The 16,231-nt window shown below is 47.4% G+C and carries 16 protein-coding genes; 9 read left to right on the top strand and 7 right to left on the bottom strand.

The annotated features are described in order from the left end of the window. Nucleotides 1-4: 4 nt before the first annotated feature. Genes BLV62_RS01270 through BLV62_RS28475 form a run of 6 tightly spaced genes read right to left on the bottom strand, consistent with a single transcriptional unit; the run spans nt 5 to nt 3,602 of the window. Nucleotides 5-1,513 carry a GAF domain-containing protein gene (locus tag BLV62_RS01270; RefSeq protein WP_089757829.1) on the bottom strand — a complete coding sequence of 503 codons (1,509 nt, stop codon included), beginning with the start codon at nt 1,511-1,513 and terminating at the stop codon, nt 5-7. Next, nucleotides 1,491-2,078: a biliverdin-producing heme oxygenase gene (locus BLV62_RS01265; RefSeq protein ID WP_168927813.1), complete on the bottom strand. Its 588-nt coding sequence runs from the start codon at nt 2,076-2,078 to the stop codon at nt 1,491-1,493. Before BLV62_RS01265 ends, BLV62_RS01270 begins: the two co-directional genes overlap by 23 nt. Beyond that, nucleotides 2,066-2,212 carry a hypothetical protein gene (locus BLV62_RS28245; protein ID WP_168927814.1) on the bottom strand — a complete coding sequence of 49 codons (147 nt, stop codon included), beginning with the start codon at nt 2,210-2,212 and terminating at the stop codon, nt 2,066-2,068. Before BLV62_RS28245 ends, BLV62_RS01265 begins: the two co-directional genes overlap by 13 nt. A 44-nt stretch (nt 2,213-2,256) precedes the next feature. Then, nucleotides 2,257-2,826 (bottom strand): chromate transporter, encoded by a 570-nt coding sequence (locus BLV62_RS28485; protein WP_211117718.1) that lies wholly within the window; start codon nt 2,824-2,826, stop codon nt 2,257-2,259. A gap of 27 nt (nt 2,827-2,853) precedes the next feature. After that, nucleotides 2,854-3,240 carry a hypothetical protein gene (locus BLV62_RS28480; RefSeq protein WP_211117719.1) on the bottom strand — a complete coding sequence of 129 codons (387 nt, stop codon included), beginning with the start codon at nt 3,238-3,240 and terminating at the stop codon, nt 2,854-2,856. Then, the gene (locus BLV62_RS28475; RefSeq protein ID WP_211117720.1) at nt 3,234-3,602 is read right to left on the bottom strand and encodes a chromate transporter; all 369 of its coding nucleotides are present in this window, start codon (nt 3,600-3,602) and stop codon (nt 3,234-3,236) included. The genes BLV62_RS28480 and BLV62_RS28475 overlap by 7 nt, the downstream gene beginning before the upstream one ends. Nucleotides 3,603-3,772: 170 nt before the next feature. Between BLV62_RS28475 and BLV62_RS01255 the strand changes: the two genes are divergently transcribed. The 8 genes from BLV62_RS01255 (at nt 3,773) to BLV62_RS01220 (ending at nt 15,081) form a co-directional block, all read left to right on the top strand. Next, the gene (locus tag BLV62_RS01255) at nt 3,773-4,372 is read left to right on the top strand and encodes an RNA polymerase sigma factor (protein WP_089757824.1); all 600 of its coding nucleotides are present in this window, start codon (nt 3,773-3,775) and stop codon (nt 4,370-4,372) included. 72 nt (nt 4,373-4,444) lie between these two features. Further along, the gene (locus tag BLV62_RS01250; RefSeq protein ID WP_089757822.1) at nt 4,445-5,569 is read left to right on the top strand and encodes a FecR family protein; all 1,125 of its coding nucleotides are present in this window, start codon (nt 4,445-4,447) and stop codon (nt 5,567-5,569) included. A 162-nt stretch (nt 5,570-5,731) separates the two neighbouring features. After that, a complete protein-coding gene (locus BLV62_RS01245) occupies nt 5,732-9,217 on the top strand; it encodes a SusC/RagA family TonB-linked outer membrane protein (protein ID WP_089757818.1) in 3,486 nt (1,161 codons plus the stop codon). Nucleotides 9,218-9,227: 10 nt separating this feature from the next. Further along, on the top strand, nt 9,228-10,613 hold the full coding sequence (locus BLV62_RS01240; RefSeq protein ID WP_089757816.1) for a RagB/SusD family nutrient uptake outer membrane protein: 1,386 nt from the start codon (nt 9,228-9,230) through the stop codon (nt 10,611-10,613). A 3-nt stretch (nt 10,614-10,616) separates the two neighbouring features. Next, nucleotides 10,617-11,762, top strand: a complete 1,146-nt coding sequence (locus tag BLV62_RS01235) for a TlpA disulfide reductase family protein (protein WP_089757814.1) — start codon at nt 10,617-10,619, stop codon at nt 11,760-11,762. Nucleotides 11,763-11,765: 3 nt separating this feature from the next. After that, nucleotides 11,766-13,385 (top strand): TlpA family protein disulfide reductase, encoded by a 1,620-nt coding sequence (locus tag BLV62_RS01230; protein ID WP_089757811.1) that lies wholly within the window; start codon nt 11,766-11,768, stop codon nt 13,383-13,385. Nucleotides 13,386-13,523: 138 nt separating this feature from the next. Continuing rightward, complete coding sequence (locus BLV62_RS01225; protein WP_089757808.1) at nt 13,524-14,276, top strand: DUF1223 domain-containing protein; 753 nt, start codon at nt 13,524-13,526, stop codon at nt 14,274-14,276. A 34-nt stretch (nt 14,277-14,310) separates the two neighbouring features. Continuing rightward, on the top strand, nt 14,311-15,081 hold the full coding sequence (locus BLV62_RS01220; protein ID WP_089757806.1) for an alpha/beta fold hydrolase: 771 nt from the start codon (nt 14,311-14,313) through the stop codon (nt 15,079-15,081). A gap of 133 nt (nt 15,082-15,214) precedes the next feature. Here the strand turns inward: BLV62_RS01220 and BLV62_RS01215 are convergent, their stop codons facing one another. Beyond that, entirely contained in the window at nt 15,215-15,604 is a 390-nt protein-coding gene (locus BLV62_RS01215; protein ID WP_089757803.1) for a DoxX family protein, read from the bottom strand. Between the two features lie 210 nt (nt 15,605-15,814). Here BLV62_RS01215 and BLV62_RS01210 point away from each other — a divergent pair, with 210 nt between their 5' ends. After that, nucleotides 15,815-16,225: a hypothetical protein gene (locus BLV62_RS01210; protein ID WP_089757801.1), complete on the top strand. Its 411-nt coding sequence runs from the start codon at nt 15,815-15,817 to the stop codon at nt 16,223-16,225. Nucleotides 16,226-16,231 lie beyond the last annotated feature (6 nt).

Raw genomic sequence — 16,231 nt, 5'->3', positions numbered from 1 at the left:
GCGATTAATTTAAGGGGCCAACCGAGAGAAATTCAAAGATGAAACTTCTCAGGTTTTCCATGGTCTGTACTTCTTCCTGCTGCCAGGGAAGCGATTGTCCTTTTACATGCTCCTGCCATAGTTTAAAAGAATGGCGGGGATGATATATCTGGGGGTCTTTATCAAAGAAGATCCTCTCTTCCGGGTTCCCGCCCCAGTTTGTGGTTTGGATAACTTCCTTCCTGTATAGAAGGATGTATTCATCCTGCTGCGATTGGATTGGAATGATCAGCAGGCCGCTGGCCAATGTTTCCATATCGCCTATGTTGTCGTATTGTGCGCCTAGCGAATTGGTATGAAAGACCCTTTTGGGATCTTTTAACTGCAGCCATAGCAGGAGGTCTTCCAGTTGTGCGGGTTCTGGTACTTCGCCGAAATGCACCTCTTCCTTGTTCAGCAGTAGGGTCATGCCGCTGGCATGCACCAGGTCCATCAGCAGCGGATGCCTGGCGCCTTCTGACAAGCCTTTTACCAGGCTGTTCTGCGTATATATATTTTCAATGATCTGTGTGTACAGCGAGTTAAGCCTGCTGTTGAAATCGTGATAGGATTTCAATTCCAGGGAACTGATCCTGGCGGCAAGGATGGTCGACAAAAGTTCCATTGTTGCGCCCAGCTCATGGCCTATTGATTTGGGAGTGGTATGATGACAGGCTATCAATCCCCATAGTTCTCCTTTATTGAGCAGCCTTACCGACATGGAGGCGGCCACTTTCATGTTTTTCAGGTATTCCACATGCACGGCAGCCACTGCTCTCACATTGCAATCGGAAATATCAAGGAAGCCATGTGTAACCGGGTTGATGACAGGATAGAGTTTTACAGGTTCAAAATCCCGGTCGGGGATAAACCTGTAAGCACTGTTCTTATAGATATCCCTGGCGGGTTTAGGGATATCGGAGGCAGGGAAGGTGAAACCGAGATAGGTTTCCATACCCGGTTCCCGCGCTTCAGCAAGTACATGACCGTTCCAGTCTTTATCAAAGGCATAGATCATCACTTTATCGAACCCGCTGACAGCCTTCAATTCTTTAGCTGCAGTCGTGCAAACGGCGTCGATATCCTGCGCCGATTCAATTTTCCGGATAGAGGATTGTATTTTCCTGAACTGGTTGGTAAAGGTTGCCGGTTCGCTGGCGGAACGCTCGATCTCAATTTCCAGCAATACCAGTTCAGGTTTGAAATGGACGATGATATAATGACCGTTCCAGGAAGTAGTAATTGTTTCCTGTTGGTTATTGGCTATATAATTTTTTACCTGTTCCTCCAGCTCCGTTCCGAAAATCGCCGACAATGGCTGTTCTATCACGGTTTTAAAGTCATGGTCCACAACCCCGGAAATGTTTTCACTTACCTGTTGTATAATAAGTGAATGATCGGTCACTACTAGTACGCCGTATGCCTGGATAGTATTAATGATATGGATTGGTATATTACCGCAAAACTCGGAATCATACTTCGAATACTGACTCATATGTTGTGGCCCATTCGTTAAAAGTTAAAAAAGTGTTTTTTGCTGCTTCAGCCGCCGCAAAATGTTGCGCAGTTGGCAAGGCATTCAAGAAATTGCGGAATTTATTCCACATCTCTACTGTCGCATCTCCATAGCCATTGAAAAAGGAAAAGCCTGTTGCAGCGGGAATTCCTAGTTGCTTGCTGATCATTTTTGCAATTATTATTCCACCCAGCGTAGAGCCTTCCAGTACATATGCTGCTCCTAATGCCTGGGCATAATTGCTTACCACGGGTTGAGGCACGTCGTGCGGTCTGCCAGGTAATTCGCCCCCCAGGGCTTTGATATCTGCTATAATGGCGTCAGCTTTTCTTCTTTCTCCGGCATCCGGAATATTGAGATGTGGCTGCAAATTCTTTTCCAGTATGTGATAATAGGTGTAGAACAAACCCAGTAACTTTATATAGCCGGCAGTTGTCGTGATCTGTTTCATGTTCATGACAAGTTTTTTCTCGAGCTGCTGATGGGCTGATTGGGTGTAGAGTTTGAGATGGTCTGATAATGGCGAAGTTCCTAAGTGTTCCATTCGTTGTATGCAATTCTGCCGAAGGTACGGTAAAAAGCGTAAAGCCATTCAGTACAAATTCCTCTGTTAGCCGACGCAGCCGTATGCGACGCTGGCGTACATCCGTTGCCGTAAGTAGGGATAACAATAGCCATACAGATTTATTTACTGTACCTTCTTTCCCTGTATAAACAACCTGTCAGATATGCAACCAGTACCTGCTCAACCCGAACACCATGCTCATTAACACCAGGTACAGCACATTGGTGTTGTATCTCAGCAACAATATCAATACAAACAATACCCAGGTTACGGCTACATAATCGACCTGCGATAAACTAACGGCGCCGGGGAAAATAATACTGCGGCCAAGGAAGAAGGTCAGGTTCAGGATAACGCCTACCACTGCTGCAGTAACCAGCGATAAGGTAGTTTGAACCAGGTGATGATCTTTATACCGGTCGGCCAACGGTGCGCCTAAGAATATGAAAAGGAAATTAGGAAGAAAGGTATAATAAGTAGTGGCCAATAATCCTGTTACGCCCAGGGCTATAGAATGGCTGAAGTGATTGTAGGCAGCCATAAAACCTACGAACGACAGCACAATGATCAACGGTCCCGGTGTGGTTTCGGCTAACGCAAATCCGTCCAGCATCTGTAACCTGGAAAGCCACATGAACTTTGCAACTACCAGTTGTGCCACATAGGGGATAACTGTATAGGAACCCCCAATAGTGATACAGGCAGTTTGGGTGAAGAAAAAGACCATCGACGACCAGAAATCGCTGTCCTTCCCCTATAATATCAATAATAACAGCGGGATTGCCCATAAGGCGAAGAAGCCGGCTAATGTTTTCACGATGGTTTTCCTGCTTAATGGTTTTTCTTCCTGACGAAGATTGATCACATATTCACTTTCTTCCTGCCTGTCGGGTTTTGCTATCCCGCTTTTTGCGATGCCTGCCAGCCTGGGGAATAGTTTATCCATAATTACCGACAGCACAATGATGCCAAGGATCACCAGCGGCATGGCTACATGCAGGAAATAGGAGAGAGCAAACGTCATCAATGCAACGAAGTAATGAACGCTGCTATGCAAGGCTTTCTTTCCTACTTTATAGGTAGCTACCAGTATAATGGCCAGCACGCTGGGTTTCAGCCCGTCAAAAATGCTTATCAGCACAGGCTGATTACCATAAATAACATAATTATACTAAGGATAAGAAGAATGAACATGGAAGGCAAAACGAAAAGTGCGCCGGCGGCGACCCCGCCTTTCCTGCCATGCAATTTCCAGCCGATATAAATAGCTAACTGCTGGGCTTCCGGCCCGGGCAATATCATGCAACTGTTCAACGCCTGGAGGAATTTCCCGTTGCTGATCCATTTCCGTTTCTCTACCAGGTAATCGTGCATAATGGAAATATGCCCGGTTGTACCTCCGAAGCTGATCCAGCCCAGCTTGAACCAGAACTTCAGGGCATCTTTAAAAGCAGGAATCGGTTTGTCTGTAGTCTTTTCTTCATTCACGGAATGTGTACGCATCAACAATCGTTAGCAACGGGTTAAAATATAGTGGAATAAGCCTCTTCAGCGAGCTGGCAAAGATACGTTTTTGCAGGGAGAAAAGCCAGGTTTAGGGGGCATTTATTGGGCGGATAATTTCTATATTAACGGCTTTTTTTTACTTTTACTGGAGTATTAAACAGGGTAGAATGACAAAACACACTGCCACAGATGATGTATCATTGCTGCAGATGATGAAGGACGGAGATCATGAGGCATTTACCGCCATCTACAATAAATACTGGTATCCGTTGATGCAGCATACAATGAAGGCAGTTCGTGTGTATTCGGAAGCAGAAGATATTGTGCAGGAGATATTTGTTTCCATCTGGAAGAACAGGTCCAAACTGGAAATAAACTATGCGCTATCCACTTATCTCTTCAACAGCGCCCGCTATATGGCCATCAGAAATATAGAAAGGAATATTACCCGTTCCAATTACCTGCAACGCTTATCTGATCAGATAGATAACGGCGGTGTACCATCCCCTGAAACCCTCCTCCATATGCGCAACCTGGAAGAAAAGATTGAACAGGCCATCGCCAGCCTGCCTGAAAAGATGAGGGAAATATTTAATTTGAGTCGCAAGCAGCAGCTCTCGTACAAAGAAATAGCCATACAACTGGGGATCAGCGAAGAAACCGTCAGGAAACAGATCAGCAACGCATTGCAACGCCTGCGCAACCAGGTTGGCTATATGCCGGCAGGACTAATTTTCCTGCTTTCTATCATCCCTCATCAGTCTTAAAAAATTTTTTTTCTCCCGGTCTACCACTGTTGCTTCCATTATGTCACTAACCTAAGAGGGAAATAGTATGTCATGAATCCAAAGGAGGCTAAATCATTACTGAAGAAATACCTGGAAAACAGGTGCACGCCTGAAGAACAGGCCAGCGTTGAGCAATGGTACGAGTCGCTGGTGAACGAGCAATCCTGGGAGCTGGAAGGCAGCCGTTACCTGGAAGCGCAGGAACAGCTGAAAGCAAAGATCGACAGGCGCATCGGGCTTGTTCCCGTTTATAAACGCCGCTGGCTGCAATATGCTGCTGCTGTTATACTATTGGCAGGATGCAGCCTGTTCTGGCTATATCATAAACCACAACAAACCGTTAACACGCCTCCCGTTGTTGCAGCCCTTGCACCCGGCAGCAATAAGGCTACCCTTACCCTGGCAAATGGTAAGGTCATTACCCTCGACCAACAGGAACATAAGGAACTGGCCAGGGAAGAAAATACCGCCATCAGCCAGCAAAAGAATGGTACCCTCGTATATACCAGCCTGGATAACCAGCCTTCCGACAGCCGCAGTTTCAATGTGCTGAATACCCCCAAAGGAGGCCAGTACAAACTCGTATTGCCCGATGGTACAAAGGTCTGGTTGAATGCTATGTCGAGCATCCGTTTCCCTGTCAGTTTCCCCGCCGGTTCAAGAAATGTATCCGTTACCGGTGAAGCCTATTTTGAAGTGGCGCAGCTCCATAATAAACCTTTTAAAGTAACAGCCAATAATACCTCGGTTGAAGTATTGGGCACGAAATTCAATATCAGCGCCTATTCCAACGACGAAGAACAGAAGATCACCCTGTTACAGGGTAAAGTAAAGATCAGCAGCCAAAACAGTCTTACGCTTTTGCCTGGTCAGCAGGCTGTAAGCAAAACCAGCGGTCAGCCGCAGGTGCTCACACTAACGGCACACGCAGATACAGAACAGGCCATCGCCTGGATGAACGGCTATTTCCAGTTCCGGCAGGCAGGCATCCGGGAAGTGATGCAACAGATCTCCAGGTGGTACGACATAGAGGTCGTATTTGCCGGAGCCGTTCCAACAAAGAAGTTCAGCGGAGAAATTCCAAGATCGTCCAGTTTGTCAGAAGTCCTTACAGGGTTGTCTGTCAGTGGTATCAACTACAGGACAGAAGGCCGCAAAGTGATTATTATGCCTTAAATCAAAAACCAACCAACATGAAGCGTCAACCAATTTGTCATGGTCCCGCAGGTTACAGGAGTCGTATCTGAAAAAAACCGGAAGTACTTCCGATACTTCCGGTTGTAAAGGGCGATTCAAAAAATACTTGCAGATTTTTATTTCTCAACCCAAATCAAATGTATGAATTTATTATTTATGCCGGAGAGATCCGGTAAGGGCGCTGTTTTCCACAGGAAACGCCTGCCCGGTAGCACCCGGCTTATGAACAAGGTTTTATTGCTGTTAATATTATCGCTGCAGGTAAGCGCTGTTTCATTCGGCCAGCAGGTTAGTCTTAACCTGCACAATGCGCCTGTAGAACAGTTTTTCAGGGAGATAAAGAAGCAGACAGGATATGGCTTCTTCTATGATGAAGCGCTCCCGAAACAAATAGGCAATATATCGGTAACGGTAAACAGCGTTGCATTGCAAACTGCACTGGCTGAAGGGTTTAAAGACCGGCCTGTCGACTGGCGGATCGTAAATAAAAGCATCTACCTGGGGCTGAAGAATGCGCCTTCTTCTCAAAACCTGGCTGCTGTATCGGGCCGCGTTCTTGACCCGGAAGGCGCCGCACTTCCTTTGGCCACAGTGAAAATTACGCCGCTTGGCAAAGGCGCCGTAACCGACGAAAACGGGAACTTTACCATCGCCCAGGTTCCGGCAGGCAAGTATACAATAGAAGTAACTTCAATCGGTTTCCAGCCTTATCGTTCAACGCTGGAAGTGGCAGGCCAGGACAAGAACCTGGGAAACCTGCAACTCAGCATTGCAGTGAATGAACTGAATGAAATAGCCGTGGTGAATACAGGTTACCAAAGCCTGTCGCGTGAACGGGCCGCAGGTTCGTTCGGCGTGCTGAATACCGCCACGCTGGAGAAAAGGAATAACTATAGCCTGATCAACTACCTGCAAGGCCAGGTACCAGGCCTGCTGGTAGGCTCCGACGGCCGCATGACCATACGCGGTCGAAGCACTTTCCTGGCAGATCGCAGTCCTTTACTGGTAATAGATGGTTTTGCCGTAGAAAGGGATATCAACACCATCAACCCCAACGATGTGGAAAGCATTACCGTGCTGAAAGATGCTTCTGCCGCTTCTATCTGGGGTGTCAGGGCCTCCAACGGGGTGATCGTGATCCAGACAAAACGTGGCGCCGCTTCCCGCAAGCCGCTGGATATAAGTTTCAGCACTTCCCTGGCCTACAGGACAAAACCTTCTTTATCTGATATTCCTTTCGCTTCCACAGGTTCATTCATGGACTTCGAAAAATACAAAGTGGATAATAAACTGACCACTCTTTACGGCAAACCGAGAAATGCGATCAGCCCCGTGGCAGATGCCTGGTTGAACAATCCTGCCAACGCGGCAAGGATCACTGACTCACTAAAGCAATATCATGGATTGGATGAATTCAGCGACCTGTTTATGCAATCGGCCCTTCGGCAGCAATACAATCTTTCACTGGCCGCCAAAGGAGAAAAAAGCAGTACAAGAGGTTCGTTCAGTTATGATAACGTTCCCTCCTATATGAAAAATACAGGGAATGAAAGATTCTCCGCCGACCTGTTCCAATCCACTGCCTTAACAAAAAAACTGCACCTGGACATGGGCGTGAATTTCGTGATGTCGAACTTCAACAACAGCGGCCTCACGCTGGATGCGCTGAACAACCTGCTCCCATACCAGCAGATGCTGGATGCGAATGGCAACTATGTGCCTCAGCCCAAGACCTTTTACCAGGCGGATAAAGACGCTTTATACCAGTCGGGATACCCTTACAACTGGAACTACAACTTGCTGCAGGAATTCAGGAATACGAACAACAAAACGCAGAACAGGAATGTAACCGCGGTAGCAGGAATCACTTACCTGTTGTCTAAAGGCTTTTCCATCAGCAGCAACTACCAGTACGAGAATTACAGCAGCACCAACACCGTCCTGGAAAATGAAGAAACCTACGATGTGAGGAACCAGGTGAATTTCTCTACCTATGTGAAGAACGGACAGATGACCACAGGCCTGCCTAAAGGAAGTATTTTCAGCATTGCAGAAGCGCATCTGCAATCGCACACCCTGCGGAATCAACTGAAGTTCGACGGAACAATCGGGAACAACGATCATGAGCTGACGGCTATCGCCGGTTTCGAGATCCGCGAAGTACGAGGAAAATCTTCCAGCCAAACGAAATATGGCTACGATCCGAATACGCTCCAATACGCCAATCTCGACTACGTGAACGGGTATACCAATATCCTGGGTACCAAGTCCTACATCCGCGATGCTACCATTTTTGCAGATACGACCAACAGGTATGTTTCTATTTATTCCAATGCCGGTTATACATATAAAGACAAGTATTCCCTGAACGCTTCCGCGAGGCTGGATAAAACAAACCTCTTCGGGTCCAGCGATAAATACAAAAATGTTTGGCTATGGTCTGCCGGCGTTAGCTGGCAGTTGCAGAAAGAAGACTTTATGATGAACAGCCCCTTCTCTGTGCTTATCCTGAGGGCTACTTACGGGATCAACGGGAATGTGGACAGATCTACCAGTCCTTTCCTCATTGCCAAGGTAGCAAAGGATCAGCAGACCAACCTGAACTATGGTTATATTTCCAACCCCGCCAACCCGCTGTTGCGTTGGGAGAAAACAACAGTGAAAAACATCGGTATCGATTATGTGCTGCTTAACAACCGGCTGAGAGGTAGTGTAGAATATTATAACCGTTACAGCACCGATCTGCTTGGCAATGCTACTATCAACGGTACTTATGGTTTCAACAGCGCTTATATCAACTATGCAAGCATGCGCAATAGCGGCGTTGATGCCCGTATCAGCGCGGTGTTACTGAAACGCAAATTGAATATCAGCACAACCCTGAACTACAGCTATAATAAAAATGAAGTGGTGAGCGTCGATTTCCCGAATCCTACCGTAGGCGCCTATACGGCTGGATTGGCCCAGGCAGGCAAGCCACTGAACTACCTGTACAGCTATAAATGGGCAGGACTAAGCAGTACCGGCGCACCACAGGTATATAATGAAAAGAATGAAGCAGTAGATTATACCAAAGAGATGACCAGCATCGCCGCCCTGGTTTACCAGGGAACAACAGTGCCCCCTCATTACGGTGGTTGGTATTTTGATTTCGGCTATAAAGCGTTTTCTTTAACCGCCGGCTTTGCCTATAATTTCGGACATCGTTTCAGGATACCGCAATTGCAGTATGCAAAGTTGTTTGAACAGGTGAGCGAGATACATAAAGACTGGGATAAACGCTGGCAGAAAGCGGGCGATGAACAATTCACCAATGTGCCGGCTATGCCGGCAAGCCAGTCGGGGCTCTCTGTATTTGACAACTACATACGGTACGCCGATATCCATGTGGCTACCGCTTCCAACATCCGTTTCAACGAACTGATCTTAAGCTACCAGGTGCCATCTATTATTTCAGGCAGGATAAAAGCTGAAAGGATCACTACCTCTTTGCAGGCCCGCAACCTGGGCGTATTCTTATTCAATAAAGAAAAGATCGATCCTGACTACGCATCTGACCTGAGTACGTCGAATATTTTACTGGCGCCGCCAGCCGAATTCACCTTTAGTATTAAGGCTAATTTTTAAATCGCGGATCATGAGAAAATTAATCATATATATTGCCAGCGGAATTTTACTTGGCGCCACGTCTTGTAAAAAATACCTGGACATTAAACCAAAAGGGGCGTTTATTCCTGAAAAGACCTCCGACTACCGGTTGTTGCTGGATGAAACTTCCGCCCAGCAAAAATCGAATGGCTTCTTTAATACTTATAGTATGGACCTGATGCTGGATGACGATATGTCTATCAACCAGTTTTCGCTGACCTACTACAAAGCGGCCGCCTTGAATGCCTATAAGTTTTCGGAAAATATCTATACAGAAAGCGAATCGGATGTTGACTGGGAAGCTATGTACAACCAGGTCTATACCTGCAACCTGGTTACTTCGCAGGTATTGAACTCAACAGGCGGCACAACCGCCGAGAAACGCCAGTTGTTTGCGGAAGCCAGTGTACACAGGGCCTATGCTTATTTTATACTGGTGAACCTGTATGCAAAACAGTTCAGCAGCTCGGCAGGTACAGATCCCGGAGTTCCTATCCGCAAAGGCCTCGACTTTGAAGAAAAGCTGCCGCGTGCAAGCGTGGCAGAAGTTTACGACTATATCCTGTCGGAGCTTTTAAGCACGGTGCAGGACCTGCCGGCCAAGCCGGCTATCGGGCTAACTAACAGGCCGGTTAAAGCCAGCGCGTTTGCTTTATTATCGAAAGTCTATCTATTCCGCAACGATGCGCAAAACGCTTTGCGGTATGCAGATTCCAGCCTGAATAATTATAGCACGCTGGTCAACTTCAACAACCTGCCGCCGAACCCTTCGTTTCCCACGGTACTGAACTACCCGCAGAATTTTCAGAACAGCGAAATGCTGCTGGAAAAATCCGGCGCGATGATAAGCCCCATTGTTTATGCCAGCAACGCGTTGCTTAGCCTTTACGATCAGGCTAATGACCTGAGGTTCCCTGCTTTCTTTTTTGACGATAAACAGTTCGGTTTGAGCTTCGGTTATTTCAGCAATGAGTGGTCTGGCAAATCGCCGGCCAAAGGGTTATCTGTACCTGAAGCCTACCTGCTGCGGGCGGAGGCGAATGCAAGATTGGGTCATACGGATGCTGCATTGTCGGACCTGAACACGCTCAGGGCTAACCGTTATAAAACCGGTGCCAGTTACCAGCTCAGTGCAGGCAGCGCTACTGAAGTGCTTAACCTGGTAAAAGCGGAACGCAGGAGGGAAATGGCCTTCAGGGGTAGCCGCTGGTTCGACATCCGAAGGTACAATACATTCGACAACGCAGGTATAACAGTAACGCATATACTGCCAGATGGAACTTACCAAATTGCTCCAAACAGCAACAGAACGGCTTTGGCAATTGGCAGGAAGTATATTGCGATGAACCCGGAAATCACACAAAACCCAAGATAGTTTATGAAAAATATGATCAGGGCATGGAGGGCAGTGCTTGCAGGCGCTGTGCTCCTGGGAGGATTGTTTGCTTTTAACAGCGCTCCGCAACCTAAAGAATTTACTATAACCGGTACAATACCGGATGCAGATAACCTGGCTGTTTCGCTGGTGCGCGACCCGTATGGCGATGCTGAACAATTAGCGACGGATACCATCCGCCAGGGGAAGTTTCAATTGCATTGCCCTGTAAAGGAAATAATGAATGTTTCCCTGGTTTATCACCAGGGCAGGAGCATGTACTCTTACCCGGTGATCCTGGAACCAGGGAAAGTGCGGTTTAAGCTCACCTCAACAGGGCTTTCCCAGGTAAGTGGCGCAAAGTATAATAACTGGATACTCGGGTACCAGCGCGACAGCGACTATGTAAAGGCCGACAGGGATGTATGGGCGTTCAGACAGCCTAATGCAGGTAAAGGCCCCGAGGCTGAATGGGAAGGCATCCAGCATTTCATGAAACGCTTTGATATCAGGAGCCAATACCTGCAAAAGGTGCTGCATAACAAAAAAGATCCTGTAGCCGCCGTTATTGCCGCTGTAATGCTGGAACTGGAGCCAGACAGGGCTGCCAGCATGAAGATCGTGGAAGCGGCCGCACCTGAACTGGGCGAGAACAGCAAGCTGCTAAAGCAGGCAAGGCGCATGAATGAATCACAACTGGAAATGATAACCAGGAGGCAGGGAAAGATGATAGGCGAAGACTTTATAGATTTTACATTGCCCGATCTGCAGGGGCGTCAGCAAAGATTGGGCGACCTGGTGAAATCGCATAAATATACCTTGCTGCAGTTCTGGGCTTCGTGGTGCGTGCCTTGCCGGGCCGAAATCCCCATGCTTAAAGCATTGTACCAGGTATATCACCCGCAGGGACTTGAAATAGTATCTTTCAGCATGGATAATAACAGGGTTGCCTGGCAAAAAGCCTCTGAAAAAGAACAGTTGCTCTGGCCTAATGTATCAGATGGCCTGGCAGATAAAAGCCCGGTTATTAAGCGTTATCCTGTGATCGGGATACCGGCCAATGTGATCATCGATCAGCAGGGAAAAATCATTGCCAGCAATCTTACCGGCGAAGAACTCGACAATAAGATCAAATCGTTATTTAAATAGGACATGATGAGAAATGTGCTGCTATGCTGCTTCCTGGCAGCGGCTATAAACCTGAATGCACAGCAACGTCTGACGGTCGCTCCCTCTTCTGGGCAAACAATGGAAATACGCTATGATACTGCCGGCAGTCCGGTTCCTTCAACTGTAGACGGCGCATGGCAGGCAATTGTCTCGTACCACGGGAAGAACGCTGTAGTAAAAACAGATACCCTGGTATTGAAACCACTTAAAGCCAAACATGTTTATGCGGGCGTACTGCAGGTACCGTCGAACGCTGTGGCTTTTGCCGTTGCTGTGCAGAAAGGACCGGCAACAGACGATAACTATGGCAACGGTTTCCTGTTCCCGCTAACCGAAAACGGCAGGGCCGTTCCCTATAGCTGGTATAGTCTTGCAATGCTGAAACAAGGGATGTATGCATTGAAGAAAGACCAGCAGCAATCGCTCGCTTATATGAAGAAGGAAGTGGCAAATAATCCCGCCGCCTTCCGGGAGTTCAGGCAGCCTTACTTTAATATGCTGGTGAATTCGCCTGAACCGGCAGATAAAGCGATGCTTATAAATTTATTGCTGGAAGATAAGGATGCAGGAGAAACGGATCTTACCATGGCGCAGAAGTATCTCAGTTTCCTGGGCCGGAAGCAGTCGGCCGACTCTATAGCCAATATATTAACAACGCAGTACCCTTCAGGGATATACGTCCGTGAAACCGCTATGGATGCCGTAAAGAAAGAAACTGACTGGACGCATAAACAGCGTTTGTTCCGGGAGTTTATTAACCGGTTTCCTGAACAGAGCGGCGCAACGCAGTCGTACGAGTACCTGTCTCTTTACCAGTTGATGGCCCTGGCAGCCGCCAAAGCCGGGGCACGGGAGGAAGCGGAGAAATATATTCAACGCTTACAACGCAATGCGGATAAAGTAAACGTATACACGCAGATAGCAAGTAACATGCAGACGATTGATCCCGAACTGGCAAGAGGGTATATAGACAAAGCGCTGGCCGGTATCGATACCAGCCGGAATTTCAATGGACTGGAAGTTTACAAACTGGCTGCCGGTCTGTATGCCGGTACAGACACGCAATTGGCCCGCAAATTCAGTGATATAGTAGCCTTTCACACTACGGCGCCCAAAGTAGCGGATATTTCCGAACAGGCTATAAAAGCACAGTTGCTGAATGAGAAGGTTGGGGCCTTGTCGCTAAACGATATAAACGGCAACAGGGTAGATATCGGGAAGCTGAAAGGAAAGATAGTGGTACTGGACTTCTGGGCTACCTGGTGCAAACCATGCATCGCTTCTTTCCAGGCCATGCAGCAGGTAATGGCGCGGCGCCCGGAGGTAGTATTCCTCTATATCTGCACCTTCGAGAAAAACGACGTGGTAAAACTGGTGAAGAACTTTGCGGCTGATCATCCTTTCCCCTTTACCTACCTGGTAGATGAGCAATTGGGAGAGCAGGCGGCATATAAAGCATTTAGCCATTATAAGGTTACAAGCGTTCCATATAAAGTGATCATCGATCAGGCAGGGAATATCAGGTTCCGGACAAATGGCTTTGATGGAAATAATGAAGAATTGATCAAAGAACTGGATATGATGATCAGGATATTGCAATAACTGGAAGGATTGACAGCAGGAGTCCCGGTCGCCCGTATGGCGGCCGTGTTAAGGCGCTAAAATGTCCGGTTGGCGGACATTTCACTTACCCGGCGCCCGAAGTACTGGTACTTTTGAATTAAATAAAATTCAAAAGACATGAAACCAGTAAGAATCTCAGCAATCAGCGCAGCCGTAGTGCTCTCTCTATTTATTGCAGTATTCCTTACCTGGAATAACGCTTCAGGCAAAGAAATCAAAGGCCAGGGTTTTGCAGTATTGGAATTATTCACTTCGGAAGGCTGTTCCAGTTGTCCGCCTGCCGATGCATTGCTGGCCCGCATACAGGAAGAAGCAGGCAATAAACCCATCTACATTTTAGCTTACCATGTCGACTACTGGGATCATCTCGGCTGGAAAGATTCTTTCAGCAGTTCCCAGTTCTCCAAACGCCAGTATCAATACAGTCAACAGCTTCCCGCACAGGTATATACGCCGCAGTTAGTAGTGAACGGACAGAGAGAATTCATCGGGTCGGATGAATCGGCTGTTACCGGCGCTATCAGGAACGCTTTGAATGGCAGTGCCGACGTGGCATTGAATGTTCATGGCCAGCTGCGGGCAGGAAAACTGGACCTGGATTACCAGGTAACGGGCAACTCCAACAAAAGCAAATTAATGGTAGCAGTGGTAGAAAAACATGCAGTCAGCAACGTAAAAAGGGGAGAGAACGAAGGCCGTACTTTATCGCATGTCCAGATAGTAAGGGCTTTGCATGAATTTGAGTTCGGTAATAACAGGCAGCAGATCAGTTTGCCCGAAGGATTTAATACCCAGGGCTGGGAAGTAATAGCCTGGGTGCAGAACAGGAATACCGGGGCCATCACCGCGGCAACACACGTAACATTATAAATAATATCATCAACCTTTTAAAATCAATGATTCAATGAGCAGGATATTTAATGCCTTCAAGACGCTGGTAATGACATCAGCAGTAGCAGTAGCCGGCATCAGCGCTACTTACGCACAACGTACTCCCGTTAAGAATATCGTATTGGTACACGGCGCATTTGCCGATGGTTCGGGGTGGAAACCGGTTTACGATATCCTTACCCGTAAGGGATACCATGTAAGCATCGTTCAAAACCCGCTTACTTCACTGAAAGACGATGTAAATGCAACAAACAGCGTGATCAATGCGCAGGACGGACAGGTAGTGCTGGTCGGCCATTCCTGGGGCGGCACGGTGATCACGGAAGCGGGGGTAAATCCTAAGGTTGCATCGTTGGTATATGTGGCGGCCTTTATGCCCGACAGGGGAGAAAGCACCGGCAAATGGGTAGCAGCCGCGCCGCCGGCGCCGGAAGCGGGCTTCACAAATCCTGACGCGTTTGGATACGTATATTTTGATCATGAGAAATTTCACGGAGGTTTTGCAGCCGATCTGAGTAAAGAGCAAAGCGCTTTTATGAATGCATCGCAGGTACCTATCGTTGGCAAGTCGTTCGAAGAACCGGTACAGGAAGCAGCCTGGAAAACCAAACCGAGTTTCGGAATTGTTGCAACGGAAGATAAGGCGCTGAACCCGGCTACAGAAAGAGCCATGTATAAACGCGCCAATGCAAAGATCAGGGAGATAAAGGCCAGTCATGTGGTGTTTATTTCCCAGCCGGAAGCGGTGGCGAAGGTGATCATAGAAGCGGCAGGCAGCAAGTAATTAGTCTTAAATCAGAGATGCGATGATGCGGATATTTTCTGCATCATCTTTTTTTTGTCATTTATATATACGGCAATAAGAAAGCCCCCGGATAATATCCAGGGGCTTTCTGCATTTTTATTTTTTTTAGGTTCTATGCAAATTGCTGCGCTAATCCGGGGTATAATTTTCTGAACATAAAGTAAGTTACTGATACCATGATGAACGCTACAATTGCATCTGTTGTTGCCGGTAAACCAAGTACGCTTAATTTGGAAGCGAAGGCAAAGATGATGTCGAAGAAGATACCTGCAAATACCCATTCTTTCAGTCTTAATAACTTGCCCGGAATTAAAAGCACTGCAACTCCTGCCAGTTTCGCAACTCCCAGTGTATAGATGAAGTGGGGAGGATAACCTAACTGCTGGGTGATTTCCCAAACAATAGGGTTCCTGGTGATTTCAAAGAAACCGCTGGCGCCAAACCACATGGAGGTAAGAACTGTTCCTGTCCAATAAATTGCTGTTGTTGTTTTTTGTGTCATAGTTGTAATATTTTATTTGTTGTGGATGATGACACAAAGATGCTTTGCTATGGCTGGAAAGACCAGTTGTTTCAGGGCGAAGCGGACAAATTGGGGGAGTGGCCGGACAAAGCGTAGGGTGAAGGGATCTGTGCTCCTTCGTGTATTCAGATCTGTTATGGAAATACGCTATGTTTTTGAGTTAATTTTGCCGGTATTAAAAATCAGGCAATGGTAAAACTCATAGCACGGATCGCATTGGCAGCAGGGTTTATTCTCCCTATCTTAGACCGCCTGGGCGTTCTGGGCCCCGAAGGTACAACAGGTGTTGCGTGGGGCAACTGGCATGCTTTTGCGGCCTATACCAATAAACTTATCCCGTTTGTTAACGCCGGTATAGCCAACGTTTTTGCGGTAATCGCCACTGTGCTCGAAGGGCTTTTGGCCCTGGGCCTTCTTATCGGGTACCGGGTAAAATGGATGGGATTGGGTACCTCCCTTATTACCCTGATCTTTGGGCTATTCATGTTCTTTTCCCTAGGTCCCATGGCTCCCTTTAATTACCCGGTATACATATTTATAGCCTGTGGATTGTTGTTATGGAAGCTGGATGATACAGATGAAAAAGTGGCGGGGAGATAGGAGACA

Origin of the sequence: Chitinophaga terrae (ex Kim and Jung 2007) (assembly GCF_900107795.1) — a bacterium.
GTDB classification, from domain to species: Bacteria; Bacteroidota; Bacteroidia; order Chitinophagales; family Chitinophagaceae; genus Chitinophaga; species Chitinophaga terrae.
The sequence above is the reverse complement of the archived record's forward strand: the minus strand, read 5'-3'. Positions and strand labels throughout refer to the sequence as shown.